Below are 25,760 nucleotides of genomic sequence, written 5' to 3'. Positions count from 1 at the left end.
TGGGACCCGTGATCACCCACGGGGCGACGAGCGCGACGCGGCTGCGACGGCGCGAGGAGGCGCTGCGCGACCTGGAGCGCCTGCGCGAGCTGGACCTGACCGCGCGGCCCGACGAGCACGGCCTGCACCGCGCCGCGCGCGTCGAGGACGCCGTCAAGGGGGTGCTCGGGGCCGGGCTGCGCCGCCGCGGCTACCACGCCCGCGCGGTGGCCTTCCCCTGCTACGGCGGGCCGGGCTGGGTGCGGGTGCTGGGCCGGGTGCTGCTGGGCCGCACCGGCGAGGTGCGCGACGAGCCGGAGCGCAGCGTGCGCGGCTGGCGCAACTTCATGTCGGTGCCGGTGGCGGACGTGGAGGTCACCGCCCACCTGGACGGGCGGCGGGTGCGCCTGCGCACCGACCGCGGCGGGTACGTCGACGAGGTCGTCGAGGCGGACCTGCCGCCGGGCGAGCACTCGGTGACGCTGACCGTGGACCCCGACGGCGAGGGCCCTCGCGAGGAGCCCGGCGCGCCGGACGGCACGGGCACCGGCACCGCCCGCCTGGTGGTGGTCGGCCCGCAGCCGCAGCTGGGGCTGCTGTCCGACATCGACGACACGGTCGTCGTCACGCGCCTGCCCCGGCCGCTGCTGGCGGCCTGGAACAGCTTCGTGCTCACGGAGAAGGCGCGCGTGCCGGTCAACGGCATGGCGGAGATGTACCAGCAGTTCGTCGCCGAGAACCCCGGCTCACCGGTGCTGTACCTGTCGACCGGGGCGTGGAACGTGGCCCCGACCATGACGCGCTTCCTGCGCCGCTCGGGCTACCCGGAGGGCCCCCTGCTGCTGACGGACTGGGGCCCGACGAACACCGGCTGGTTCCGCGACGGCAGCGCCCACAAGCGCGGCACCCTGGCGCGCCTGGCGCGCGAGCTGCCGCAGGTGACGTGGCTGCTGGTGGGCGACGACGGCCAGCACGACCCGCAGCTGTACGCGGAGTTCGTCGCGGCCGCCCCCGAGCGCGTGGCGGGGGTGGCGATCCGGCGCCTGACCCCGGCCGAGCAGCTGCTGGCCGGCGGGCACCCGCTGACCTCCAGCGCCGCGCCGCGCGAGAGCGCCGTGCCGTGGGTCAGCGGCGACAACGGCTTCGAGCTGATGCACCGCTGGCACCGCGCGGGGCTGCTGCACGACGCCTGAGCGCTCCGGCGCCACGGCCCGAGCGCTCCGGCGCCGCACGCGCGCGGGGCCGGCCCCGCCGCGGCGGGACCGGCCCCGGTGGCCGGCGCGGTGCCTCAGAGGCGCACGCGCCGCGGGTTGGCGACGGTGACCAGCTCGACGCCGTCGCGCAGGTCGATGACGACGTCGGCGTTCTCCACGGGGGTGTTCTGGTCCATCTCGTACCTCCTGGTCTCGGACGGTGAACGGCACGGGTGCCGCTCGTCTGCTCCTCGAACCGCGGACAGCACTGTCCTCACACCGTGAGGTGGCGGATCTCCACCGGCACCGCGGGCGGGCCGGCGGGGATCATCATAGGCGGGCGGGCCGGTCGCTGCCGAGCGCCGGACGGGCGTGACGCGCGCCACGTCCCGTCAGGACACCGCCGGACACGGCACCGCCGGGCCCGCGGTCCGGTGCGCGCACCGGGGCGCGGGGGGCGCGGCGTTCAGGCGCCGGTGCGGCGCACCAGGTCCTGCAGGGCGCTGACGGCCTCCTCGCTGGCCGAGGCCGCGGCGGCGTTGGCCTCGCGCACGGCCTCGTACACCTCCTGGCGGTGCACCTGCACGTCGCGCGGGGCCTCGATGCCCACACGGACGACGTCACCGCGCACCTCCAGCACGCGCACGACCACCTCGTCGCCGATGACGACGGACTCCCCCGGCTTGCGCGTCAGGACCAGCATGGCCCCAGCATAGGTGACGATGCGTCGCGAACAGCTTCCGCGGCGTCACGTCTACGTTTCGTGGCGCACGCGCGAGCGCCCGCCCCCGCGCGGCGGAGACGGGCGCGGCGGGTGCAGCGGGGGGCGGCGCCTCAGGCGTCGTCGCGCCGGCGGCCCGGCCCGCGCGGGCCGTCGGGCTCGCCGTCGGCCACCTCGGCCAGCTCGGCCTCGGCCTGGTAGCGCACGACGAGCGTGCGCACGACGCGCCCGGCCACGGCCGAGACCAGCAGGGCCAGGGCCAGGTGCAGCAGGGCCGTGTCGACGCTGCCGGTGCCCCGCAGGGCGCTGACGATCGACGGGCCGGCCAGCAGCAGGCTGGCGGCGAGGACGATCGGGGTCACGGTTCCTCCCGGCGGCGGTTGCGGATCTGCACCTGCATGACGTGGCGGCGCAGCCGGTCGGCGGCCGCCACGGGTTCGACGAAGACGAGGACGAGGTCGTCGTGCTCGCCGGCGCCCCCCGCGCCGGGCGCGGCGCGCACGACCTCCGCGAGCTGGTCGACGGGGCCGCCGTCGAGGTCGAAGACGGCCCGCACCAGCCGGCCGGGGGCCGGCCAGGCCCCGCGGCGCAGCCGCACGCACGCACCGCCCTCGCTGAGGTCGATGAACGCGGCGGCCGCGGGCTCCTCCGGGGCGGGTGGCTCGCCCGCCGGGGCGGCCACCGCGGGAGCGGCCGGGTCGCCGGGCACGGGCAGCAGGCGCAGCCCGCCGCTCAGCGGCACGCGCACGTAGCGGCGGCGCTGCTGGACGGTCAGCTCGCCGACGGGGACGAGGTCCCAGCAGGCCACCCGGCGCCGCACGACCTCGCCGACCACGAAGTCCTGGCGCAGCCGACCGCGCTCGCTGGCCCACGAGACCGTCACCGCCAGCCCGGGACCCACCAGGTGCAGGTCGCCGGTGAAGCTGGGGGCGGCCACGACGAGCCGGTCCTCACCGCTGTCCTCCACGCGGGTGGGCAGCTCCAGCAGCTGCCCGCCCAGGGAGTCGGGCAGCTGCACGTGCACGCTCACCCGGCCGTTGAGCGCGGGCCACTGCGCCGGGGCCGGAGCGGTCGCCACCCCGGCGGTCGTCCGCCTGGCCACGGCGTCAGCGCGCCGTGCCGCCGTGCTCGGACGTCGCGTCGAGCAGCAGACCGGCCCAGGCGCCGGAGGTGGCCGGGCGCCCGTCCAGGAAGCCGACGGGGACGTCGAGCGACAGCACGTCGAGGGGGTCGGGACTCTCGGCGGCGCGGTGCACCGCCAGGCGGCGGGCCGGCACGCCGGCGCCCTCCAGGGCGCGCAGCTGGGCGGCGACGGCGTGGCTGCGGCGGGTGGCGTCCACGCAGACGACGACGGCGGAGGCGCCGATCCCGGCGGCCAGGCGCGCGGCGCGCTCGGCGTCGGCACCGGTGGGGCGGGCGGGGATCGCCACGGTCAGCGGGGCGCTCCAGCGGCGGGCCTGCTCCTGGCGGGCCGGCAGCTCGTCGGCAGTGACGGTGTTCTGCACGTCGGCGCGGCCCAGCACCAGGGGCGCCTCGGAGCCGACCTCGTCGGCCACGAGCAGGGCGGCGGCCACGACGGCGTCGGCCTCGCCGACGACCACGACGAGCTCGCCGGAGCCGACGCGCAGCGGGGCCGGCACCTCGATCTCGCGGGCCAGGCGCAGCACGTCGCCGGAGTCGTGGCTCTCGCGGTAGGGCGCACGGCCGGCCGACGGGCGATCGCTGTAAGTGGTCATCGAATCACGGTAGGTCAGGTCCATGTCAGCCGCCTCGTTGTCGTCCCCGTCGCGGGCGGCGCGCTCGCCGGCCGCGCTGTGCGTGCGCTCGGGCGCCAGCGGCGCCCGGTCCTCGTGGCGCACCTCGCCGCGCCCCGCACGGGGCTCGGCGTAGTCGTCCGCGACCTCGCGCAGGGCGCCCTGGTGGCGCTCCCCCGCGGGCTCGAACGGCGCGTCGTACTCGTCCTCGTACCGGTCCTCGAACGCGCCGGCACCGCGCGGCGCCGGCTCCTCGTCCACGAAGCGGTCGCCGAAGTGGTCCTCCACCGGCGCCGGCCGGCGCAGCTCGGGACGCCGCGGCGCACCGCGGCGCGCCTCGAAGCCCTCGGCCGCGAGGTCGCCGCGCTCGAGGCGGCGGGGGGCGGCGACGCCGTTGGCGGCGCCGAACTGGTCGGCAGTCACGCGAACCTCCGGGGTGCGAGCGGGCAGACCACCGACCGGGGCGTCGGCACCTGCGGCGGCAGCCGGCCGGACCGGACGGGTCCCCGCGGGTCGCGACGACTGCTCAGTGACCGAGCGTACATCAGAGGTCACGTTCGGTCGGGTCGAACGATCACCGCCGCCCAGCGTGCGCACGGCCGCCATGGTGGCCGCGAAACCGGCGCCCTCGGTGGACAGCGGGCGGTGCGGCGGCAGCGCGCGCACCGGCGCCGGCTCCGGGCGGCGCACCTGGCGGCCGCCGCGCCCGGCGGCCAGCATCGCGCGCAGGCGGTCGGCCCCGTCGGAGGCGTCCGCCGCGGCCAGCAGGTCGCCCAGGCTGCGCTCGGCGGGCCGGGCCTGCCCCGGCACCGCCGGCGCGCCGGCGCGCTCGACGCGCTCGGCCTGGCGCCGGCGCACCTCGCGGCGCGCGAGCTCACGGCGCTCGGCCTCGGCCCGATCGGCCTCCCGCTGCGCCCGCTCGCGCCGCTCCGCCTCCCGGCGCTCGGCCACCACCCGCTCCTGCTGCACCCGCTCCTGCTGCACCCGCTCCTGCTGCACCCGCTCCGCCTCCCGACGCTCCGACTCCGCACGGGCGGCCGCTCGCCGCTCCGCCTCCACACGCTCCAACTCCAGGCGCTCCGCCTCGACGCGCTGCGCCTCCAGACGCTCGGCCTCGACGCGCTCGGCCTCGACGCGCTGCGCCTCCAGGCGCTCCGCCTCCAGGCGCTCCGCCTCCAGACGCTCCGCCTCCAGACGCTCCGCCTCCAGGCGCTCCGCCTCGACGCGCTCCGCCTCGACGCGCTCGGCCTCCAGCCGGCGCTCCTCCTGCAGGCGAGCGGCCTCGGCCAGCGCCCCGGCGAGGTCGACCAGCTCGACGACCTCGCGCTCGGCGTCGTCAGCGTCGTCGGCGCCACCGGTGGCGTCGTCGTCGAGCAGGCCGGCGGCGCGGGCGCTGCTGACCGCGCCGGAGGCGGTGAGCATCTGCACCAGGCCCTGGCGGGCCTCCTCGAAGCCGTCGCCGGCCGCCGCGGCGGGGGCCGGGGCGGGGGCGGCGTGCCGGCCGGCGGGCGCCGGCTCGGCGCCCTGCGCGCTCCCGGTGGCGGCCGCGGACTCGGCGCGGTCGGCGGCGGCCAGCAGCGCCTCGAAGTCGGGGGCCGCACCGGCCTCGTCGGCCGCACCGGGGGCGGCGGGCGCCGCGTCCGGCGCGCCGGGGGCGGTGCCGTCGTCGTTCATCTCGACCGTCACTTCGTAGCGCTCCTTGGTGAAGAATCCGGCGACGCCTCCAGAACGGATGCGCTCGGCGCGGACGACGCGGGCGGCGTCTCCGTGGTCGTCGCGGACCTGCGCGAGCAGGTCCTGCAGGTCGGGCCCCTCAAGAAGCAAGTGCGTGGACACCGCTCACCGCTCCAACCGTCTCGATCCGGGGGTGGTTGCTGACCTCGTCGTAGGAGAGGACGTGCAGGCGGCCCACGGCCACCTTGAGCAGCCGGCGCAGCGGGGCCCGCAGGGGCGGGGCGCACACCAGGACCGCGGAGATGCCCTGCTGTTCGGCACGTTCCAGGCAGGAACTTGAGGCGGTCACCAGGTGCTCGGCGGTGGCGGCGTCCAGCGCCAGGCTGGCGCCGTGCTCACCCGGGCGCAGCGACTCCGCCAGGGAGTGCTCCAGCAGCGGGTCCAGCGTGATGACGTGCAGGACGCCGTCCTGCTCGTGCACGGCGGCCACCGCCGGGCCCAGCGCGCTGCGCGAGGCCTCCACGAGGCCGTCCAGGTCCGAGCCCTGCTTGGCCTTCAGGCTCAGCGCCTCGAAGACGCGGGCCAGGTCGCGAATCGGCACCGCCTCCTCCAGCAGGGCCTGCAGCACGCGCTGCACCTCCCCCAGCGTCAGGACGCTGGGCGTCAGCTCGTCGACGACGACCGGGTGGGTGCGCTTGAGCGCGTCCACCAGCGAGCGCACGTCCTCGCGGCCCAGCAGGCGCGGGGCGTGGGTGCGCACGAGCTCGCCGAGGTGGGTGATGAGCACGCTGGCGCGGTCGACGACGGTGGCGCCGGTCAGCTGGGCCTGGTGGCGCAGCTCGGCGGGGATCCACTTGCCGTTCAGGCCGAAGACGGGCTCGACGGTGGCGCGGCCGGGCAGGGCGTCGAGGTTGTCGCCCAGGGCCAGGACCTGCCCGGGCGGGGCGCTGCCGCGGGCGACCTCGACGCCGGAGATGCGCACCGCGTAGGTGGACACCGGCAGGTCGAGGGAGTCGCGGGTGCGCACCGGCGGCACGACCAGGCCGACCTCCAGGGCGATCTTGCGGCGCAGGGCCCGCACCCGCTCCAGCAGGTCCCCGCCGGCGCCGGTGTCGACCAGGTCCACCAGGTCCGGGGCCAGGACGACCTCCAGCGGGTCGACGCGCATCTCCTCCAGCAGCGACTCGGCGGCCTCGGCCGGGTTGACCGCGGCGGGGGCCAGCTCGGCGAGCTGCGCGGCCTTCGCCTCGGCGGCGTCGCGCTTGCCGATGCGGCTGGCGGCCAGGAAGCACAGCCCGGCGACGAGGAAGAAGGGCAGCTTGGGCATGGCCGGGACGAGCGCCAGCACGATCGCGGCGCCGCCGGCGATCTGCAGGACCATCTTGCTCTGCCCGAGCTGGGCGATGGCCTGCGAACCCATGTCGCCCGTGCCGGTGGCGCGGGTGACGATCAGGCCGGTGCCGACGCTGAGCAGCAGCGCGGGCACCTGCGAGGCCAGGCCGTCGCCGATGCTCAGCAGCGCGTACTGCTGGATGGCCTCGCCCGGGCCCAGGCCGTGCTGGACCATCCCGATGGCGAAGCCGCCGATGAGGTTGATGAGCACGATGACGATGCCGGCGATGGCGTCGCCCTTGACGAACTTCGAGCCACCGTCCATGGCGCCGTAGAAGTCGGCCTCGGCGGTGACGTCGGCGCGCCGCCGGCGCGCCTCGTCCTCGTCGATCAGGCCGGCGTTGAGGTCGGCGTCGATGGCCATCTGCTTGCCGGGCATCGCGTCGAGGGTGAAGCGCGCGCCGACCTCGGCGACGCGCTCGGCGCCCTTGGTGATGACGACGAACTGGATGACCACGAGGATCATGAAGATCACCAGGCCGATGACCAGCGAGCCGGAGATCACGAAGTGGCCGAAGGCCTCGATGACCTTGCCGGCGTAGCCGTTGGAGAGCACCAGGCGCGTGGTGGCGACGTTCAGGCCCAGCCGGAACAGCGTGAGCACGAGGATGAGGGAGGGGAAGACGGCGAAGTCCAGCGGCCGCTTGACGACCATCGTCACCAGCAGCGCGATGAGCGAGCAGGTGATGTTGACCGCGATCAGCAGGTCCAGCAGCGGGGCGGGCAGCGGCACGACCAGCAGCAGGATGATGCCGACGACGCCCACGGGCACCGCCAGCTGCGAGAGGTTGCGAGAACGCACTGCACCGCCTGTCGTCCTGGTCACCCGTTCGGGTGCCCTCGTCCGGGGGCCCGTCCGTGGCCCTGCTGCGCCGTCCTGGCTACTGCCTCCTTCGGCACGCCGGGTCCGGAGCTTGAGCGCCCGCCCGGTGGAGCCCGACCGCGCCCACCCGGGACGCGAGCGCCCCCGCCCGCGCGGCGCGTGCGGGGACGGGGGCGGGACGAGCGGGCGGTCGGGCCGGGCGGTCAGGCGGGGACGGTGTGGGCCTCGCCGCCCAGGGCGGCGGTGGCGCCGCGGGTGCGCAGGTTCATCACGAACGCCAGCACCTTGGCCACGGCGGCGAAGAGCTCGGCGGGGATCTCCTGGCCGATCTTGACGTCCTTGTACATGGAGCGGGCCAGCTCCACGTCCTTCACGAGGGGCACGCCGTTCTCGCGGGCGCGCTCGCGGATCTTCGCGGCGATCACGCCGGCGCCCTTGGCGACGACCTTGGGCGCGCCGGTGCCCGGCTCGTAGCGCAGCGCGACGGCGATGTGGGTGGGGTTGACGACCACCACGTCGGCGTCGGCGACGGCGGCCATCATGCGGTTGCGCGAGGCGGCCATCTGCTTGGAGCGGATGGCGCCCTTGAGCAGCGGGTCGCCCTCGGCGTTCTTGTGCTCCTGCTTGATGTCCTGCTTGCTCATGCGCAGCTTCTTCATGACGCGCCGCCGGCTCATCGCGTAGTCGGCGGCGGCGATGAGCAGGCCGACGAGGATCGTCACGACGAGCATGGAGCTGACGGCCGCGCCGGTGACGGCCAGCACCGACGACAGCGGCAGGAGGCCCTGCCCGACGAGCTGGGGGGTCAGGCCCCGGGCCACGACCCACAGGGCGGTGCCGATGAGCGCGGTCTTCAGCAACGACTTGGTGCCCTCCCACAGCGCCTGCGGCCCCCAGTGCTGCTTGAAGCCGTTGACGGGGTTGAGCGACTTGACGCTGGGCTTGAGCTTCTTGGTGGCCGGGCGCAGGGTGCCCTGCACCCCGCCGGAGACGACCACGGCGAGCACCGTGACCACCAGGATGGGCCCCAGGACCCCCGGCAGCGCCCCGAAGGCGCCCACCAGGGCGCCCAGGGCGCGGCCGGGCTCGGGGTCGGCGGCGACCTCCGCCACGCGGCGCAGGGCCTGCCGGCCGGCCTCGCCGGCGGCCTCGATCGTGCGCGGGACGACCAGCGCGCCGGCGGCGGTGGTCAGCCAGGCGGCGATGTCGCGCGACTGCGGGGTGTTGCCCTCCTGGCGCGCCTCCTTCAGGCGCTTGGGGGTGGGCTTCTCGGTCTTCTCCCCGCTCACGTCCCACCCCCCGCCAGGCGCACGAGCGTGTCGCGCACGGTCCCGGCGGCGTCGTCCACCACGCCGGGCAGGACGGCGAAGGCGAAGCCGCCCAGGGTCAGGGTGACGAGGATCTTCAGCGGGAAGCTCATGGCGAAGACGTTCAGCGCCGGGGCGACGCGCGAGAGCAGGCCCAGGCCGATGTCGGCGACGAAGAGCACCGCGACCAGCGGGGCGGCGATCTGCAGGGCGGAGAGCACGAGCTGGCCCGCGCCGGTGGTGAAGACCTCCGCGACCGTCGCGACGGACACGCCCGCGTCCAGCGGCAGCACCTCGTACGTGCGCAGGAACCCCTGGAGCACCAGCAGGTGCCCGCCGGAGACCACCAGCAGGGCGGTGGCCGTCATGTTGTAGAACTTGCCGAAGATCGCCGTCTGGTTCTGGCTGAGCGGGTCGTAGGCGCTGGCGAGCTGGAAGCCGCCGAAGAGGTCGATGAGGTCGCCGGCGGCCTGCACCGCGGCGAAGACCAGCGCGCAGAAGGCGCCCAGCACGGCCCCGACGAGGACCTGCTGGACCACGGCGGTGGCCAGGGCCGCGGGCTCGGCGGCGGGCACCTGCTCGCGCAGCCGGTCCGCCAGCGGCAGGGACAGCGCCACGGCCAGCATCGCCTTGACCCGGCCGTTGACGGCGCGGGAGGCGAACGGCGGCGCCAGCACCAGGAACGCCACGGCGCGCACCGAGGCCAGCAGCAGGGCCAGCAGCAGGTCGAGCCCGACGGTGGTGCCGAGGGCGGCGGGCAGTCCCGGCACGGCTCAGCCGCCGGCGACGAGCAGCTGCGGGATCTGCTCGTACAGCCCGGCGGTGAAGCCGGTCAGCTCGTGCAGCATCCACTTGCCGCACACCACGATCGCGACGCCCACGGCCAGCAGCTTGGGCACGAAGGAGATCGTCTGCTCCTGCAGCTGGGTGACGGACTGGAAGAGGGAGATGCCGAAGCCGACGGCCAGGGCGGTCAGCAGCATGGGGGCGCAGAGCTTGGCGGCCAGGACGAGAGCGGTCATCCCCAGGTGGATGACGGTCACGTCGGACATCGCGGGGCCTTCCGGTCGAGGGGTGCGTCGGCCGGTGCATCGGCCGTTCGGGGCGAGGGCTTGAGCCGTCCGGGTGAGGCGCGGGCCGGCGCGGGGTGCGCGCGCGGCGGGGTGGGCGCGGCGGGGGCTCAGCCGCCGTAGCTGCCGACGAGCGCCTTCACGACCAGGCCCCAGCCGTCGACCATGACGAACAGCAGCAGCTTGAAGGGCAGCGCGACCGTGACGGGCGGCAGCATCATCATGCCCAGGCTCATCAGGGCCCCGGAGACGACGATGTCGATCACCAGGAACGGGATGAAGATCACGAAGCCGATGATGAACGCCGAGCGCAGCTCGGAGAGCGAGAACGCGGGCACCAGGGTGGTCAGCGGGGTCTCGGCGCAGTTCTTCGGCTTCTCGCGGTCGGCGGCCTTCGTCATGAGGGCCAGTTCCTCGGGGCGCGTCTGCTTGCACATGAACTCGCGCAGCGGCTGCGAGCCGTCCTGGAAGGCGACGGTGGTGGTCTTCTCGCCCTTGAGGTAGGGCTGGATCGCCACGTCGTTGATCGCGCTGAACGTGGGCGCCATGACGAACATCGTCAGGAACAGCGCCAGGCCGGCGAGGACCTGGTTGGGCGGGGTGCCCATGAGGCCCAGCGCGTTGCGGGTCAGGCCCAGCACCACGAGGATCTTGGTGAAGGCCGTGGTCAGCAGCAGCAGCGCCGGGGCCACGGAGAGCACCGTCAGGGCGATGAGGATCGTGACCGACTGGCTGGGCTTGCCGTCCACGCCGGCGACCCCGGCGATGTCCACGCTCACCGAGCCGGCCGGGGCGGCCGGGTCGGCCGGCGCCTGCGGGGCCACGGGCGCGGCCGCCGCGGGCAGCGCGACGACGGCGGCGGGGGCCGTGGCGGCGGGGGTGGTCGCGGCGGGGGCCGCCGAGGCGCCTGCGGTCAGCAGGCCGGCGCTCAGCAGCGCGGCGGCCGCGATCCTGCGGGCGGTGCGGGTGCTCACCGGCGGGTCGTCCTCTCTCGCAGCACGTCGACCGCCTTGCTCCAGGTGGCCGGCGACAGCGCCGAGCCGCCGACGGCGGTGGCGCGGGGGGTGGGGAGGTGGGTGGTGCGGGGGGTGCCGGCGGTGCTCGCGGTCGTGCCGGCGGCCGGCTCGCGGTCGGGCTCGGGCTCGGGGGCGGGCTCGGGCAGCAGCTCCTCGACGGGCGCCTCGGTCAGCAGGGTGACCCGCTGCTCGGTGACGCCCACGACGAGGGCCCGCTCGCCCACGCGCACCACGGCCACGCCGGCCTTGGCGCCCACGCCGACGCGGCTGAGCACCTCCACGCCCTCGCGGGCCGCGCCGGCCGCGCGCGAGCGGCGCAGCCAGCGGGCGATGAGCCACAGCAGCCCGAGGACCGCGACGAGGGAGACGGAGGTGCGCAGCAGCGCGGCGAGGGCGTCCATCAGGCGCCGGCCTCCGTGCCGGGGGTGACGATCTCGGTGATGCGGATGGCGTAGTCCTCGTCGACGACGACGACCTCGCCGCGGGCGATGAGCTGGCCGTTGACCAGCACGTCGGCGGGGCTGCCGGCGGCGCGGTCGAGCTCGACGACCGAGCCGGGGGTCAGGGCCAGCAGGTCCTGCACCGTCATGCTGGTGCGGCCCAGCTCGACGGTGACGTCCATCTGCACGTCGCGCAGCAGGTCCATCGTGCGGCGCGGCCCGGCCGGGGCGCTGCTGGTGCCGGGGGTGGCCATGACGGGCGCGGCGACCTGCGGGGCCTCGGCGGAGAACGTCATGCCGATCAGGGCCAGCGTCTCCCCGCCGGAGCCGACGACGGCGACCGCGCCGCCCGACAGGGCCGCGAGCGCCTCCGCCGGGTCGCCCTCGACGCCGACGTCGAGCGTGCACTGGCCCAGGCTGGCGACGACGGTCTCCAGCGCGGGGCGCAGGGCGTCGACCGGGTCCAGGGCGCCCTCGGGGCTCATCAGCAGGGTGTTGAGGGTCTCCTCCCCCACGATGACGGTGACGCGGCCGCTGGAGGCGCCGGCGAAGTTCGCCGAGACGGCGGTGCCCTCGTCGCCCAGGTCGGGGGCGGCGGCGGCGTCGACCAGACCGGTGATCGCGCCCGGCGCGGACAGCGGGAGGACGTCCAGGGCGGCCTGGGCGGCCTCGCCGAGCAGGGCCTGCAGGTCGGCGTGGGTCACGGTGCTCATCGGGAGGTCTCCTCGGGGGTCGGGACGATCAGGCAGGCGAGGCGGCTGCCGCGGCTGCCGGCCACGGCGGAGGCGACGAGGGTGTCGGAGGCGACGACCTCGAGGGGGGCGTCGGCCGCGTGCGGCAGGCGCAGCACGTCACCGGGCACCAGGGCGAGGATCTCGTCGGGGCGCAGGTGGGCGGCGTTCAGGCGCACGGAGACCTCGACGGGGATGTGCTCGAGGTGGTCGTCGAGGCGGTCGCGCATCAGGCGGCGGATGCGCAGCTCCTCGGGGCTGGCCACGCGCAGCTCCGCGGCGCTCAGGGCCGCGGACAGCGGGTCCAGCGGCAGGGCCAGGGTGGCGGTGCCCTCGGCCTGCTCCACCCGCAGGTGGAAGGAGGCGACGATCATGACGTCGGTGGCGGCGGCGGCCTGGGCGAACTGCGGGTTCTGCTCGATGCTCGTCAGGCGCGGCGCGAGGTTGACGATCGAGGTCAGCGAGGCGGACAGCTCCGCGAGGGTGCGCTCGACCAGGCCCCGGCACAGGACGGCCTCGATGTCGGTGAGCACCCGGCGCGGCTGGTCCTGGGCGCCGGTGCCGCCGAGCATGCGCTCGACGCAGCTGAGCAGCAGCGGGGTGTCCAGGTGCAGCACGCCGGCGCCGACCAGCGGCTCGGGGTCGAAGACCGTCATGATCGACGGGGTGGGCAGCGTGGCGGCGTACTCGTCGTAGGAGTACTGCTGCACGCCGTCCAGCTCGACCTGCACGCTGGTGCGCAGGGTGGAGGACAGCAGCGTGGCCCACTGGCGGCAGAAGGTCTCGTAGGTGATCTCCAGCACGCGGGCGTGCTGGCGCGACAGCTTGGTGGGCCGCCGGAAGTCGTACGGGACGGGGACGCCGCGCCGCCGCGAGCGTCGCCCGCCCGTGCGCTCTGCGCTGGTGGAGGTCTCGGGTGCCACGCTGCACCTATCGGCACGAGGGGGCGTCACCCTTTAGCGCGCACCTGAACGGGTGACGGGCGCCGTCCCCGTCACGGCGCGTGGCGCGCCGGCGGGGGCGGCGCGTGGCGCACCGCCGGGGGCTCAGCCGCGCACGACCCCGCGGATCCCGCCGCCGACCAGCGCGGCCACGTCCACCGCGGCCCGGGGCAGGGCGAGCCCGCCGGGCGCGGCGACGTAGCAGGTGCGCCAGCTGGGGGCGAAGCCCTGCTTGAAGGTGCGCAGGCCCCTGAAGTTGTAGAAGCGCTCGCCGTGGGTCCACAGCAGGTGCCCGAGGCGGTCCCACAGGGGTGCGGCGGCGCCGGTCTGCAGCCCGGACAGCGGCGCCATGCCCAGGCTGAACGAGGTGAAGCCGTTGTCCTTGGCCCACAGCACGCACTCGAGGAACAGGAAGGTCATCACGGTGCGCGGCCCGTCGGGCAGGCGGCGCATGAGGTCCACCTGCACCTCGCGCCCGTCCCCGTCGACCCACAGGGTCGCGAAGGCGATGATCCGCTGGTCCTGGCGCACCACGACCAGCGGGAAGCGGCGCACGTACTCCTCGTCGAAGGCGCCCAGGGAGAAGCGCTTCTCCTTGCCGTTGCGCCGGGTCAGCCAGGCGTCGGAGACCTCGCGCAGGGCGGGCAGCAGCGGTGCGACGTCCCGCGGCGCGACGAACTCGACCTCCAGGCCCAGGCGCCGGGACTTGTTGCGGCAGTTGCGCAGGTTCAGCCGGGCGCGGCCGGTGAGGTGGAAGTCGGCCAGCGGGACGACGGCCTCCTCGCCGAGCTTGGCCAGGCTCAGCCCGTGCTCGCGGTACAGGTGGGCGTGCTCGGGCAGCACGTTGTAGAAGACCGGCCGGCCGCCGTGGCGGTCGACCTCCTCCACGAAGCCGCGCACCAGGTCGCGGAAGTCGCCCGGGTCGCCGACGGGGTCGCCCATGACCACCCAGCTGCGCCCCTGGACCTGGTACATGAGGAAGGCGTCGCCGGTGGGGCTGAGGTGGAAGCGCTTGTCGCCGGTGAAGGCCAGGTGCGAGGTGCACCGGCCCGCGCGGGCGACGAGGTCCGCCACGCGCGCCATCTGCTCCTCGCACACGACCTGCGGGCCGGGCCTGAGCCGCGCGAAGGTGCGGCGCCCGCCGAGGAGGACGCCGACGGCGCCGGCGGCCATGGCGAGCCGGTCGGCCCCCGGCGTGTCGCCGGAGACCGAGGCGACCAGCAGGGGCGCGTCGACGGCACCGCCCAGACCGCTGAACTCGTGCCACCACACCGCCGCCCCGACCAGCACGAGCGCGGTGGCCGGGCGCAGCGGGTTGCGCGGGCGCGCCAGGAGGGCGCCGCGGTGGAACGCCGGGCGCGCCGGCACCAGCAGGGCGGTGAGCACGGCGGTCACCGCGGACAGGACGAGGTCGCCGTGGGCGGCCGCCAGGACCGTCACGCCGGCCAGCAGCGCCAGGGTGGCCGCCCAGGCGGCCCTCAGGCGCCGGTGCAGGCCGCGGGCGGTGAGCAGGGCGGCCAGCCCGGCCAGGCTGATGGTGACGGCGGACAGGTCCAGCTCCCGCGAGCCGGGCAGGTCCCCCACCACCACCATGAACACCCCGGCCGCGGCGACGCCCAGCGCGAGCACCGCGGGCGTGCGCGCCGCGGCCGCAGCGACGGGCGCGGCGGGGGCGGCGGGGGTGGCGGGCGCCGCCGGTGCCGCCGGTGCGGGAGCTGCGGGGGCCGCGGCGCGCGCGGCGCGCAGCGCCCCCGCGGCGCGGGAGACCTCGTGCGCGGCGAGGAGCCCGGCGGCCAGCAGCAGCGGCAGCACGAAGTAGCACAGCCGGTAGGCCACCAGCGCCACCGCGAGCGCGGCGGGCGGGGTGCTCGCCCCGAGCAGCACCACCAGCGCCGACTCGAAGACGCCCAGCCCGCCGGGCACGCCGCTGAGCAGCCCGGCGAGGGTGGCGATGGAGAAGGCGACGGCGAAGGTCAGGAACGGGGGCCTGCTGCCGGCGGGCAGCAGGACGTGCAGGGCAGCGGCCATGGTCAGCCACTCGAACGTCGACAGCACGACCTGCGCCAGCGCCAGGCGGCGCGAGGGCCGCTCGAGGCGCCGGCCGCGCAGGACGAGCGGGCGCCCCGGGCCCGCCCACAGCAGGTGCGCCACCACCGAGGCCAGCAGCAGCGAGCCCAGGACCGCCGTCGCGGCGGCGGGCAGGCGCAGCGCCGCCCCGGCGGCGGCCGGGTCGTGCACCATGCCGCCGCCGGCCAGCACCGCCGCCCCCAGCGCCAGCGTCAGCGCGTTGAAGCCGACGATGCGGGTGATCGCCGGGCCGGGGACCTGCCAGCTGGAGTAGGCGCGGGCGCGCAGCGCCGCCCCCACCACCGCGGAGGCGCCCAGGTTGTTGCCGAACGCGGTGGCCACGAACGAGGCCGGGCCGTAGCGGCGGTACGGCAGGGGGTGCGCGACGTAGCGCAGCGCCAGCGCGTCGTAGCCGGTCATGGCCAGGTACGAGACCGCGGTCGCGGCCAGGGCGGCGAGCACCGCGCCGGGGCCCAGCGCCAGCAGGTCGCCGCCCAGCTCCGCCCAGGAGTGCTCGCGGAAGGTGCGGTGCAGCAGCACCAGCGCGGCGACGAGCAGGCCCACCACGAGCAGGGGGGCGAGCAGGTGGCGCGCGCGCGGGGCCGGCCGGCGGGAGGAGGAGCTCACCCCGAGAAGGTCGGCCGTCCGGGGGCTGCCCTTGACGGGGTGGGGCGAGCACGCGGACGACGGGCGCGCGCCGGGGGGGGGTCGCCGGGGCGGGACGCACGAGAGCGCGGCGGGCCGTGGTGGCCCGCCGCGCTCCCGGGGCGGTCGATCCGTCGTGCTCAGCTCGTCACCGCACGACGTGCCGGCTCGTCACTGCATGACGAACTGGGTGAGGTAGATGCCCATGACCGTCTTGTGGGGGGCCTCGCCCTCCTCGGCCGGCTCCTCGGTGTAGGCCTCGACGATCTTGTGCTCGAGCTCGGTCTTGTGGTGCAGGCGCTGCTCGGGGTTGGACAGGTCCGCCATGGACAGCCCGCTGAAGGTGGCGATGGCCAGGTCCAGGGCCTTGCTGCCGTCGGGGCCGGAGGAACCGCCGTGGCCGCCGCCCTCGGTGGCCACGGCCTGCAGGGCCAGGCCGATCTTCAGGTAGTGCCCGTCGGCGAGGTTGAGGCTGATGGGGTCCAGGGCGACGACCTCACCGGGGGTGAGGTGCTCCTCGACGGGCGCCTCGGCGGCCGCGGCGCTCTCGCCCTTGGTCAGCAGGAACACGCCACCGCCGGTGCCGCCGGCCAGCAGCACGGCGCCGAGGGCGGCGACGATGATGAGCTTCTTCTTGCCGCCGGGGGCGGTCGCCTCGCCCTCGGCCTTCGGCTTCTTGGCCATGGTGTGCTCCGGTCCTTCGGGTCGGTCGGTCTACGGGTGGTGTCGGGTCAGTGCGCGGCGGCGGCGCTCACGCCGCCGATGCCGGCGCCCAGGTCGGGCGCGATGCCGACGGGCGCGGCTCCCCCGCCGCCCGCCGGTGCGGTGGCCGTCTCGGCGTGCGCCTCGTCGGCCGGGGTGTGCAGCTCGGCGGGGCCGTCGGTCGGCGTGGTGGCGGCGACCTCGGGCAGCAGGGCCTTGACGGCGTCGGAGGACGGCGAGGCGACGACGAGGTCGACGCGCCGGTTCCCGGCCAGGGCCTTGGGGTCCTCGTGCGGGTACAGCGGCCGGCTGTCGGCGTAGCCGGTGCCGGACAGGCGCTGCGGGCTGACGCCGTCGGCGGCGATGAACCGGGTGACGACCGTGTTGGCGCGCGCCGACGACAGGTCCCAGTTGTCCCGGTAGCGGGTCGTGGCCGACAGCGGCAGGGAGTTGGTGTGGCCCTGCACGGCCAGGTCGTTGGGCAGCGCGGCCAGGATCGGGCCGATCGCGGCCAGCACCCGCTGGCCGGTGGGCTCGACGTCGGCGCTGGCGTTGGCGAAGAACACCTTGTCGGCCACCAGGCCGACGATCAGGCCGTCGGCGGTGATGCGGTAGGTGACCTGGTCCTGGTCGCCGTTGGCGGCCAGCGCCTGGTCGATGCGCTCGATGACCTCGCGGTAGTCCTGCACCTCGTCGCGCGCGGCCTCGAGGTCGGCCTGCGACTGCGCCCGCTGGGCGCTGTCGAGGACCTGCTGCGCCTGCGCCGGCTCCATCGGGTCGCCGCCGGAGAGCAGCTTGAGGTTGACCGGGTCCGCGCCGTTGTCCACCTCGTTGATGCCCTGGTTGCCGGAGAGCACCAGGTTCGTCGAGGCGCTGCCCTCCTGCAGGCCGGCCTTGAACTGCGCGAACTTCAGCTGGTCGACCTGGCTGAGGGCGAACAGCACGATGAACAGCGCCATGAGGACCGTGAGCATGTCGGCGTAGGAGACCAGCCAGCGCTCGTGGTTGACGTGCTCGTCGTGCTCCTCGTGCTTGTGGCGCCGCTTCCCGGCCGACATCAGGCGGCCTTCTTGTCCGGCACCGCGGTGCCGGGCGGCAGCAGGCTCTCCAGCTTCTTGGCGACCGAGCGCGGGTTGGAGCCGGCCTGGATGGCCAGGATGCCCTCGACGACCAGCTCCATGCGGGCGACCTCCAGGCCGGACAGGCGCATCAGGCGGCTCTGCACGGGCAGGAAGAAGAAGTTGGCGCTGGCCACGCCCCACAGCGTCGCGACGAACGCGGCGCCGATCATCGGGCCCAGGGCCGCGGCGTCGGAGAGGTTCGCGAGCACGACGGTCAGCGAGATGACGGTGCCGCAGATGCCGACGGTGGGCGCGTAACCGCCCATGTCGCCCCAGATCTTCGCGGCCTGCTTGTCCGCGGCCTTCTTGGCCTGGATCTGGGCGGTGAGGATCTCGTAGAGCTCGTCGGGGTCGGTGCCGTCGATGGCCGTCTGCAGGCCGTCGCGCAGGAACTCGTCGTCGACGGCCTTGATGGCGTCCTCGAGGGCCAGCAGGCCCTCGCGGCGGGCGCGCTCGGCCATCTTCACCAGGGTGGCGACGGTGTCGCCGGGGGCGGCCGGCTTGCCGAGGAAGGCCTTCTTCAGCGTGGCGATCGAGCCCAGGCCGTCCTTCATGGTGCCGCCCATGAGGCCCACGCCCAGCGTGCCGACGAAGACGAGCACGAGCGGGCCGGGCAGGAGGATGTCGCCGAGGCTGCCGCCCTCGTGGTTCTGCGCCCACAGGACGGCCGCGGCCGCGATGACGAGCCCGGCGATGCTGGCGAAGTCCATGGTCACGGCCTCCTGCGGTGCAGCGGGACCGGGGCGGGCAGGTCCCCGTCGGTGTCGCTGGTGGTGGTGTGGGTGTCGGGGTGCGCCGGCAGCTCGAGGACGTCGGCCGTCCCGGTCTCCTCCAGGGCGTGCGCGGTGGCGACCACGCGGGCGCGGAACGCCATCACGCGCTCGACCACCTCGGTCAGCGGCTCGGTGACGACGAACTTGGCGCCGTCCACGAGGGTCAGGACCGTGTCGGGCGTGGCGTCGACGCGCTGGATCAGGTCGGGGTTCACGGCGAACACCGACCCGTTGAGGCGGGTCACGAGGATCACGGGCTTCCGTCCTTGGCGGTGGGGAGTGGCCCGTCCGTGGGCCGGTTGCACCCTTACCATCGGCGTCGCGGGACGGGACCTGAGTGGGGGTTGCCTCGTGCACCCGTTCGTGCTAATGGCACGGCTGGAGGTGACGCAGGGTGAGGCCGGCGCCCCTGCAGTGCAACGGCGACGCACGACGCGGGGCGGGCGCGGGCGGGCGCGGAACGCGCGACGCCCTCCTGGGCCGCGCGGTGCGCGGCCCGGGAGGGCGTCCGTCGTCAGCGCGAGGGTCAGCGCTTGAGGTTCACGAGGTCCTGGAGGATCTCGTCGGAGGCGGAGATGATGCGCGAGTTGGCCTGGAAACCGCGCTGGGCGAGGATCAGGTTGGTGAACTCCGAGGAGAGGTCCACGTTGGACATCTCCAGCGAGCCGGACAGGATGGCGCCGCGCCCGTTCTGCCCGGGCAGGCCGATGATGGGCGTGCCGGAGTTCGCCGAGACGGTGTACATCGAGCCGCCGGCCTTCTGCAGGCCGGCGTAGTTGTTGAACGACGCCACGGCGATCTGGCCGATGCTGCGCTTGAGGCCGTTGGAGTAGCTGCCGGTGATCACGCCGTCGGCGCCGACGGCGAAGGAGTTCAGCGTGCCGATCGCCGAGCCGTTGGCCGTGGAGATGAGGTTGCTGACGCCGGTGGGGCTGACGAAACCGGTCATCGTGGACATGTCCACCACGACGCCGGTCGCGCCGCCGACGTCGACCGGCGTGGTCGGCGCCGCACCGGTGACCTTGCCGTCGGCGCCGAACGTGATCGTCCCGCCGGGCACGGGGGCCGTGGCACCGGGCCAGTTGTAGGTGATGGTCCAGGAGTCACCCGGCTTAACGCCCGCCGCGGAGGTGTTGACGCTGCCGGCCGCGGGGTTGTTGACGAACGTCGCGGTGACGCGGGTGGCCTTGCCCTGCGCGTCGAAGACGTCGAAGGACGACGTCTGGTCGGGGGTCTTCCAGGTGGTCGCGCCGCCGGCCGTCGTCGCGATCGGGGCGGCGGACTTGTCGATGTTGCCCTTGACGCCCAGCGTGGAGGTGACCGTCGCCGGCAGCACGTTGTCGCTGTTGATGATGATGCGCTCGACCGGGCCGTTGATGTTGACCTGCCCGGCCGCGTCGGCGCGCCAGCCCTGCACGTACCCGCCCTCGACGGTGACCAGCGAGCCCTGGCTGTCCAGCTCGAAGTTGCCGGCGCGCGTGTAGACCGTCGCGTCGCCCTTCTGGATGACGAACATGCCGTCGTTGTCCAGCATGAGGTTCGTCGCCTTGCCGGTGGCCTGGGCCGAGCCGGTGGTGAAGTTCTGCGAGATGCCCTGCACCCGCACGCCCAGACCGACCTGGGAGGGGTTGGTGCCACCGGTGCCGCCCTGCGGCGCACCGGAGGTCTGGGTCAACTGGCTGAGCGTGTCGGCGAAGACGACGCTGGAGCTCTTGTAACCGGTGGTGTTGACGTTGGCGATGTTGTTGCCGACGACGTCCATCATCGTCTGGTGCGAGCGGAGGCCGCTGACGCCGGAGAACATGGAGCGGAGCATGCTTCAGACCTTTCGGAGGGCTGGCGGGGTCGAGGGGTGTGCGGGGGTCAGGCGGTCGTCGGCGAGGAGCCGGGCGCGGCGGCCGGGGCGGTGCCCGCGTCGCCGAAGGCGGTGACCTTGGACAGGACGACCTTGGCGCCGTTGACGTCGAGCACGGGCTCACCGCCCGTCCCGCCGGCGGAGGAGGTCGTGAACGACGCGGACCGCACCACGCCGGAGACGGTCTCCCCGTCGGGGCCGGCGTAGGAGACCGTCTGGCCGATCAGCGCGCTGGCCTGCAGCTTGTCCTGCCCGGAGAGCATCTGCGCGTAGCTCTTGGCCAGGTCCTGCATGGTCTCCAGCGACGAGAACTGCGCGGTCTGCGCGATGAACTGCGTGGAGTCCACCGGCTTGGACGGGTCCTGGTAGCGCAGCTGGGCGACGAGCAGCTTGAGGAAGGTGTCCTTGTCCTCCGCGGTCTTCGCGGCCGCCTTGGCGCTGGTGTCGGCGTTGCCGGCGTTCCTCGCCGCCGACGTCTGCGCGAGGGCGTCGGAGTTCGCCACGAGGGACGCGTAGGGGTTCGCCCCGCTGGCCGCATCGATGGTCATGCTCTTCCTTCGGTCGTTCGGGTGGTCGGCTGTAGCCCGTCCGGGTCGTTCCCCGCCGCGCGGTGCGGCACCCGGGTGAGCCGGCTTCAGACGCGCAGGTCCAGGCGTCCCGAGGCGGCGGCCGCAGCCGCCTGCCGGACCGAGCGCGGCTCGTCCGCGCCGAAGAGGGCCCCGCGGCGCGCGGGGGCGCTGGAGCCGTGCTGCTGCCCGGTGCCGGCGCGGTCCCCGCCCTGGCCGCCGGCGTGCGCCTCGCTCCCCTGCCGCTGCTGCGCGGCGCCGGAGTCGGCGCGCACGTCGACGGTGGTGGAGGTGAAGGACGTGCCGGCGAGCTCGCGCTGCAGGTCTCCGACGGCCTGGCGCAGCGCGTGGCGCGCCGCGTCGGTGGCGCCGCTCAGCTGCACGCTCAGGGCCCCGTCGAGGACCTCGGCGGTGACCTGCACCGGACCAAGGCCCAGCGGGTTGACCTCCACCGACATGCGGTGCACCGCGTCGGTGGCCGCCGGCAGCTGCTCCAGGCGGGCGCTGAGCCCGTGGGCGAAGGCGGCCGGGTTGGTCAGCGGCAGCGGGGCCGGGGGCGTGGAGGTGGGCGCCACGGCCGGCGCGGGGCCCGCAGCAGCGGTGGCGGGCGCCACGGGCGCGCCCACGACGGCTCCCGCCGAGGCGCTCGGGTCCTGGGCGGCGGTGGCCGCCGCCGGCACGAGGGGCGCGCTGCTCGGCTGCGGCACGACGGGGCTCGCGGCCAGGACCACCGGCTGCGGCGCGCCCGCCGCGGAGGGCGCGGCAGCGTCGGGGCGCTGGGCCGCCGGGGGGGTCCCCGGCTGCGCGCCCGGCTGGCCACCGGGCTGGCCACCGGGCTGACCGCTGCCGCTGTCCGCGGCGCCCTGGGCGCTGGCGGCCGCGGCCGCCGCGAGCAGGGGGGCACCCGGCGCGGCGGCACCGGCCGCCTCGGCGGCGGGTGCACCGCTCGCCGGCGACGCCGCGCGCTGGCCGTTGAGGGCGGCCGGCCGCAGCGCGGCGCTCGCCACGACCACCGGCGCGGCAGCCGGAGCCGTCTGCGGTGCCACTCCCGGTGCCGTGGGCGCCGCGCTCCCCGGTGCCGCGACAGCGGCCGGCTCGCTCGTCGGGGCCGACGGCGCGGCAGCGGCCACCGCGGCGGGCGACCCGGGGACCGGCCCGGCCGCACCGGCCGCCGCGGGGGTGGCCGCCGCGGCAGCGGGGGTCGTCGCAGCGGGGGTCGTCGCAGCGGGGGTCGTCGCAGCGGGGGTCGTCGCAGCGGGGGTCGTCGCAGCGGGGGTCGTCGCGGCGGGGGTCGTCGCGGCGGGGGTCGTCGCGGCGGGAACGGCCGGGGCGGTGGCCCGCACCGCGCCGTCGGCGGGCGACCCGGCGGCGAGGGGGCCCCCGGCCTGCGCGGACGGGGCCGCGAGCGCGGGCAGCGGGGTGCCGACCGGCGTGCCGACGGGCAGCGGCGCGCCGCCGGCAGCCGCCTCGGCGGTGCCGGTCGCCGCCGCGCCCGCGGGCGGGGACGGCTGCACGGGGGCTGCGCCCACGGGGGCGGCGAGCAGCGGCGCCAGCCCGAGCAGCGCAGGGTCCGTGGGAACGGGCTGGTGCGCCCGCACCGTGCCGCGCTCGGCGGGGTCCCCGGCGCCGCTCGTGCCCCCCCGCGCGGGCGCCTCACCCGCGCCGTGCTGCGCGACCCCGGCGGCGCGCCCCTCGGTGGCCTCCGCGCGGCGGCGCTCGACCGGTCGCCGCAGCGCCTCGGGGCGCTGGTGCTCGCGGCGCAGCGGCTCGGCGCAGCGCCGGGCGTCGTCCGCGCCGCGCTGGACGGGGCGCTCGTGGTCGTGACCGTGCTCGGGGCTGCGCTCGCGGGCGCGCTCCGCAGCGCGCTCGCCGCTGCGCGCGGCGGGGCGCTCGCGCTCGGGCAGGCGCCGCTCGGGCGCCTCGGCGGCGCGCTGGTCCATCTCGTCGACGGCGCGGCCGAAGGAGCGCGCGAAGTCCGCGCCGCCGTCGGCGGAGCCGCGGCGGTCCTCGCGCACCGGGACGGGCAGCGCCGACGTCACGGACAGGGTGGTCGAGGTGCTCACGCGGCGCTCCCGGTGCTCTGGAGGGTGGCCATGATCTTCCTGACGTAGTTCTGGGTCTCCGCGAACGGCGGCACGCCGCCGTGCTTGCGCACGTTGCCCGGCCCGGCGTTGTAGGCGGCCAGGGCCAGCTGCACCGAGCCGAAGCTCTTCAGGTGCGAGGCGAGCAGGCGCCCGGCGCCGTCGATGGCCTGGAACGGGTCGCGCGGGTCGATGCCCATCTCGCGGGCGGTGCCGGGCATGAACTGCATGAGCCCGACGGCGCCGGCGGGGCTCTTCGCCGACGCGTCGTAGCCGGACTCCTGCTTGGCGACGGCGGACAGCAGCCCGGCGGGCAGGCCGTTGGCGCGCTCGGCGGCGGCGAAGGCGGCGTCGTAGGGCGCCGACTTCGCCGAGGTGGTCAGCGCGGGGGGCCGCACGTACCCGGCGGGGGCGCTGCTCGCGGTGCTGGTGGCCGCGCCGGTCAGCAGCGCCGCCCCGGCCAGGCCCGCCGCGGCGGTGGTGGCCGCGGCGGTGGTGGCCGCGGCGGTGCCGAGGCGGCGGATGGTCGTGGGGGTCTCCCAGACCTTGGAGATCTTCACGACGTCGCCCGTCTTCGGGGCGTGCAGCATGCGCCCGTCCCCGACGTAGATGCCGATGTGGGAGCCGCCCTCGAGCACGACGAGGTCGCCCGGCTCCGCCTCGGCGAGGCTGGGCACGGCGGTGCCGACCTTGGCCTGCTGGGCGGCGGTGCGGGGCAGCGTGACGCCGATCTGCTTCGCGGCGTACTGGATGAGGCCGGAGCAGTCGAAGCCGGCCGGGGTGGTGCCGCCCCACAGGTAGGGCACGCCGGTGTGCTTCGAGGCCGCGGCGAGCAGCCGCTCGCCCGTGGTGCCGCCGGTGCTGCCGGTGACGCCGCCGGGACCGCTGGTGCCCGTGGTGCCCGTGGTGCCGGCCGGGCCCCTCCAGGTCGTGTCGACCGCGCGCGCGCCGCGGGCGACGGCGCCGCCGGCGAGGACCTGCGCGAAGTCGGCGCCGGCCGTGGCCGACGCGGCGGGCGCGGCGGGCGCGGCGGGCGCCTGGCGCGGGGAGCGCACCTGCGTCCCGGACAGGGCGGCGATGCGGGACTCGATGTCGGCCACGCGGGCCTGGACCTCGGCGATGCCGCTCACGGGGTGCCCCCTTCGATCTCGGCGCGCCGGCGGGCGCGGGCGGCGAACTCGGCGACCGTGCGGTCGTCGAGGGCGCGCTGGTCGGCGGCGGCCGCCGCGCGCTCCTGCGCGATCTCGTGTCGCTCCACGACGCGCTCGAGCGAGCGCTCGGCGCGGCGGGCGCGCGCCCAGGCGGCCTGCTTGGCGCCGACGTCGAGCTCGAGGCGCTGGGTCAGGGCGCGGGCGGAGTCCAGGTCGGAGACCAGCGCGGCGCGGCGGGCCACCGAGGCGGTCCAGGCGGCCATGGTCTCGTCGCTGACGTGGGCCTCGCCGAGGTCGCGGCGCACGCGGGCGGCGCGGTGCTGCTCGCGGCGCAGCAGCGCGTTGGCGGCGGCCAGCTCGCCCTTGGCCTCCTCCTGCTGGGCGCGGCGCAGCTTCAGCAGGGCCAGGATGGCGCGCGCGCTCACCGGGCACCGCCCAGGGAGGTGACGAGACGGCCCAGGCGGGCCCACGCCTCGGGGGCGGGGGTGCTCTCGTGCACGTCCTGGCGCAGGAAGGCGTCGATGGCGGGCATGCCGGTGACCGCGGCGTCGACGAGGGCGTTGGCGCCGGGCTGGTAGGCGCCGACGTCGATGAGCTCCTTGGCGTCGCGGTGCGCGGCCAGCACGCGCCGCAGGGCGGTGGCCTGCGCGCGCTGCTCGGGCGTGGTGACGCGCCCGGCGACGCGGGAGACGGACTCCAGCACGTCGATCGTGGGGAAGTGCCCGGCGGTGGCCAGCCGGCGGTCCAGCACGACGTGCCCGTCGAGGATGGAGCGGGCGGCGTCGGCGACGGGCTCGTTGTGGTCGTCGCCGTCCACGAGCACGGTGTAGATGCCGGTGATGGAGCCCACGACGCCCGGCCCGGCGCGCTCGAGCAGGCGCGGCAGCAGCGCGAAGACGCTCGGCGGGTAGCCGCGCGTGGCGGGCGGCTCCCCCACCGACAGGCCCACCTCGCGCTGGGCCATGGCGGTGCGGGTGAGGGAATCCATCATCAGCACGCAGTCGGCGCCGGCGTCGCGGAAGGACTCGGCGACCGCGGTGGCGGTGAAGGCGGCGCGCAGGCGCAGCACGGGCGCCTCGTCGGAGGTGGAGACCACGACGACGGAGCGCGCCAGGCCCTCCGGGCCCAGGTCGTCCTCGAGGAACTCGCGCACCTCGCGGCCGCGCTCGCCGACCAGGGCGAGCACGGAGACGTCGGCGGAGGTGCCGCGCGCGATCATCGACAGCAGCGAGGACTTGCCGACGCCGGAGCCGGCGAAGATGCCGAAGCGCTGCCCGCGCCCGGCGGGCACGAGGGTGTCCAGGGCGCGCACGCCCAGGCTCAGGGGGGTGTCCACCCGCCCGCGCGACAGCGCCGGCGGCGGGGTGGCGTGCAGCGCGGTGCGCGGGGCGGCGTGCAGGGGGGCGCCGCCGTCGAGGGGGTTGCCCAGCGCGTCGACGACGCGGCCGAGCAGCGCGGCGCCCACCGGCACGGTGGGGGCGCGGCGGGTGGCCACGGCGGGGGCGCCGGCGGCCAGGCCCGTCAGGTGGCCCAGCGGCAGGCACCGCAGGCGCCCGCCCTCGGCGGCGACGACCTCGGCGGGCACGGCGCCGGGGCCCTCGCCGAGCAGCACGCTCTCGCCGACGGCGGCCTCGAGGCCGGCGACCTCCACGGACAGGCCCACGATGGCGCTGACGCGCCCGCGCACCAGGGGCCGGGCCGCCTCGGCGGCGCGCCGCACCTGCGGGCGCAGCAGCTCGCGCACGCCGTCGGCCAGGC

The 25,760-nt window shown here is 76.2% G+C and carries 24 protein-coding genes; 1 reads left to right on the top strand and 23 read right to left on the bottom strand.

Annotated features, from left to right (window positions below; all coding sequences use genetic code 11):
- Positions 1 to 8 precede the first annotated feature (8 nt).
- Complete coding sequence (locus tag ACRYMN_RS07100) at positions 9 to 1,172, top strand: App1 family protein phosphatidate phosphatase (protein WP_432493429.1); 1,164 nt, start codon at positions 9 to 11, stop codon at positions 1,170 to 1,172.
- A 466-nt stretch (positions 1,173 to 1,638) separates the two neighbouring features.
- On the opposite strand, the gene csrA is transcribed toward ACRYMN_RS07100, so the two are convergent.
- From csrA to ACRYMN_RS06985, 23 genes are all read right to left on the bottom strand, one after another.
- The gene (gene csrA, locus ACRYMN_RS07095) at positions 1,639 to 1,875 is read right to left on the bottom strand and encodes a carbon storage regulator CsrA (RefSeq protein WP_432493427.1); all 237 of its coding nucleotides are present in this window, start codon (positions 1,873 to 1,875) and stop codon (positions 1,639 to 1,641) included.
- Positions 1,876 to 2,006: 131 nt separating this feature from the next.
- Positions 2,007 to 2,255 carry a hypothetical protein gene (locus ACRYMN_RS07090; protein WP_432493425.1) on the bottom strand — a complete coding sequence of 83 codons (249 nt, stop codon included), beginning with the start codon at positions 2,253 to 2,255 and terminating at the stop codon, positions 2,007 to 2,009.
- A complete protein-coding gene (locus tag ACRYMN_RS07085) occupies positions 2,252 to 2,971 on the bottom strand; it encodes a PilZ domain-containing protein (protein ID WP_432493423.1) in 720 nt (239 codons plus the stop codon). Before ACRYMN_RS07085 ends, ACRYMN_RS07090 begins: the two co-directional genes overlap by 4 nt.
- A 28-nt stretch (positions 2,972 to 2,999) precedes the next feature.
- The gene (locus ACRYMN_RS07080) at positions 3,000 to 5,483 is read right to left on the bottom strand and encodes a hypothetical protein (protein WP_432493421.1); all 2,484 of its coding nucleotides are present in this window, start codon (positions 5,481 to 5,483) and stop codon (positions 3,000 to 3,002) included.
- Positions 5,461 to 7,515 (bottom strand): flagellar biosynthesis protein FlhA, encoded by a 2,055-nt coding sequence (flhA, locus tag ACRYMN_RS07075; RefSeq protein ID WP_432493419.1) that lies wholly within the window; start codon positions 7,513 to 7,515, stop codon positions 5,461 to 5,463. Before flhA ends, ACRYMN_RS07080 begins: the two co-directional genes overlap by 23 nt.
- Positions 7,516 to 7,739: 224 nt before the next feature.
- A complete protein-coding gene (locus ACRYMN_RS07070; RefSeq protein ID WP_432493417.1) occupies positions 7,740 to 8,825 on the bottom strand; it encodes an EscU/YscU/HrcU family type III secretion system export apparatus switch protein in 1,086 nt (361 codons plus the stop codon).
- A complete protein-coding gene (locus tag ACRYMN_RS07065; RefSeq protein ID WP_432493415.1) occupies positions 8,822 to 9,613 on the bottom strand; it encodes a flagellar biosynthetic protein FliR in 792 nt (263 codons plus the stop codon). Before ACRYMN_RS07065 ends, ACRYMN_RS07070 begins: the two co-directional genes overlap by 4 nt.
- A gap of 3 nt (positions 9,614 to 9,616) precedes the next feature.
- On the bottom strand, positions 9,617 to 9,895 hold the full coding sequence (locus tag ACRYMN_RS07060) for a flagellar biosynthetic protein FliQ (protein ID WP_432493413.1): 279 nt from the start codon (positions 9,893 to 9,895) through the stop codon (positions 9,617 to 9,619).
- Positions 9,896 to 10,023: 128 nt separating this feature from the next.
- Positions 10,024 to 10,887 (bottom strand): flagellar type III secretion system pore protein FliP, encoded by an 864-nt coding sequence (fliP, locus tag ACRYMN_RS07055; RefSeq protein WP_432493411.1) that lies wholly within the window; start codon positions 10,885 to 10,887, stop codon positions 10,024 to 10,026.
- Positions 10,884 to 11,330 carry a flagellar biosynthetic protein FliO gene (gene fliO / locus ACRYMN_RS07050; RefSeq protein ID WP_432493409.1) on the bottom strand — a complete coding sequence of 149 codons (447 nt, stop codon included), beginning with the start codon at positions 11,328 to 11,330 and terminating at the stop codon, positions 10,884 to 10,886. The genes fliP and fliO overlap by 4 nt, the downstream gene beginning before the upstream one ends.
- Positions 11,330 to 12,082 carry a flagellar motor switch protein FliN gene (gene fliN, locus ACRYMN_RS07045; protein WP_432493407.1) on the bottom strand — a complete coding sequence of 251 codons (753 nt, stop codon included), beginning with the start codon at positions 12,080 to 12,082 and terminating at the stop codon, positions 11,330 to 11,332. Before fliN ends, fliO begins: the two co-directional genes overlap by 1 nt.
- Positions 12,079 to 13,023, bottom strand: a complete 945-nt coding sequence (locus ACRYMN_RS07040) for a flagellar motor switch protein FliM (RefSeq protein ID WP_432493405.1) — start codon at positions 13,021 to 13,023, stop codon at positions 12,079 to 12,081. The genes fliN and ACRYMN_RS07040 overlap by 4 nt, the downstream gene beginning before the upstream one ends.
- Before the next feature lie 123 nt (positions 13,024 to 13,146).
- Positions 13,147 to 15,735 (bottom strand): bifunctional lysylphosphatidylglycerol flippase/synthetase MprF, encoded by a 2,589-nt coding sequence (gene mprF, locus ACRYMN_RS07035; RefSeq protein WP_432493403.1) that lies wholly within the window; start codon positions 15,733 to 15,735, stop codon positions 13,147 to 13,149.
- Between the two features lie 189 nt (positions 15,736 to 15,924).
- Positions 15,925 to 16,437 (bottom strand): flagellar basal body-associated FliL family protein, encoded by a 513-nt coding sequence (locus tag ACRYMN_RS07030; protein ID WP_432493401.1) that lies wholly within the window; start codon positions 16,435 to 16,437, stop codon positions 15,925 to 15,927.
- 47 nt (positions 16,438 to 16,484) lie between these two features.
- The gene (locus ACRYMN_RS07025) at positions 16,485 to 17,513 is read right to left on the bottom strand and encodes an OmpA/MotB family protein (protein WP_432493399.1); all 1,029 of its coding nucleotides are present in this window, start codon (positions 17,511 to 17,513) and stop codon (positions 16,485 to 16,487) included.
- Positions 17,513 to 18,286 (bottom strand): motility protein A, encoded by a 774-nt coding sequence (locus ACRYMN_RS07020; protein WP_432493477.1) that lies wholly within the window; start codon positions 18,284 to 18,286, stop codon positions 17,513 to 17,515. Before ACRYMN_RS07020 ends, ACRYMN_RS07025 begins: the two co-directional genes overlap by 1 nt.
- Positions 18,287 to 18,288: 2 nt before the next feature.
- Positions 18,289 to 18,603 (bottom strand): flagellar FlbD family protein, encoded by a 315-nt coding sequence (locus ACRYMN_RS07015; RefSeq protein ID WP_432493397.1) that lies wholly within the window; start codon positions 18,601 to 18,603, stop codon positions 18,289 to 18,291.
- Positions 18,604 to 18,875: 272 nt separating this feature from the next.
- The gene (locus ACRYMN_RS07010) at positions 18,876 to 20,165 is read right to left on the bottom strand and encodes a flagellar hook protein FlgE (RefSeq protein WP_432493395.1); all 1,290 of its coding nucleotides are present in this window, start codon (positions 20,163 to 20,165) and stop codon (positions 18,876 to 18,878) included.
- A gap of 47 nt (positions 20,166 to 20,212) precedes the next feature.
- Positions 20,213 to 20,752, bottom strand: a complete 540-nt coding sequence (locus ACRYMN_RS07005) for a flagellar hook capping FlgD N-terminal domain-containing protein (RefSeq protein ID WP_432493393.1) — start codon at positions 20,750 to 20,752, stop codon at positions 20,213 to 20,215.
- Positions 20,753 to 20,838: 86 nt separating this feature from the next.
- A complete protein-coding gene (locus tag ACRYMN_RS07000; RefSeq protein WP_432493391.1) occupies positions 20,839 to 22,833 on the bottom strand; it encodes a flagellar hook-length control protein FliK in 1,995 nt (664 codons plus the stop codon).
- Complete coding sequence (locus tag ACRYMN_RS06995; protein ID WP_432493389.1) at positions 22,830 to 23,981, bottom strand: NlpC/P60 family protein; 1,152 nt, start codon at positions 23,979 to 23,981, stop codon at positions 22,830 to 22,832. The genes ACRYMN_RS07000 and ACRYMN_RS06995 overlap by 4 nt, the downstream gene beginning before the upstream one ends.
- Complete coding sequence (locus ACRYMN_RS06990) at positions 23,978 to 24,427, bottom strand: flagellar FliJ family protein (protein ID WP_432493387.1); 450 nt, start codon at positions 24,425 to 24,427, stop codon at positions 23,978 to 23,980. The genes ACRYMN_RS06995 and ACRYMN_RS06990 overlap by 4 nt, the downstream gene beginning before the upstream one ends.
- The gene (locus ACRYMN_RS06985) at positions 24,424 to 25,746 is read right to left on the bottom strand and encodes a FliI/YscN family ATPase (RefSeq protein ID WP_432493475.1); all 1,323 of its coding nucleotides are present in this window, start codon (positions 25,744 to 25,746) and stop codon (positions 24,424 to 24,426) included. Before ACRYMN_RS06985 ends, ACRYMN_RS06990 begins: the two co-directional genes overlap by 4 nt.
- Positions 25,747 to 25,760 lie beyond the last annotated feature (14 nt).

This window comes from Kineococcus gypseus (assembly GCF_050871305.1).
Taxonomy (GTDB): domain Bacteria; phylum Actinomycetota; class Actinomycetes; order Actinomycetales; family Kineococcaceae; genus Kineococcus; species Kineococcus gypseus.
Note: the sequence above shows the minus strand (reverse complement) of the source record. Positions and strands in the feature narration are given on the sequence as shown.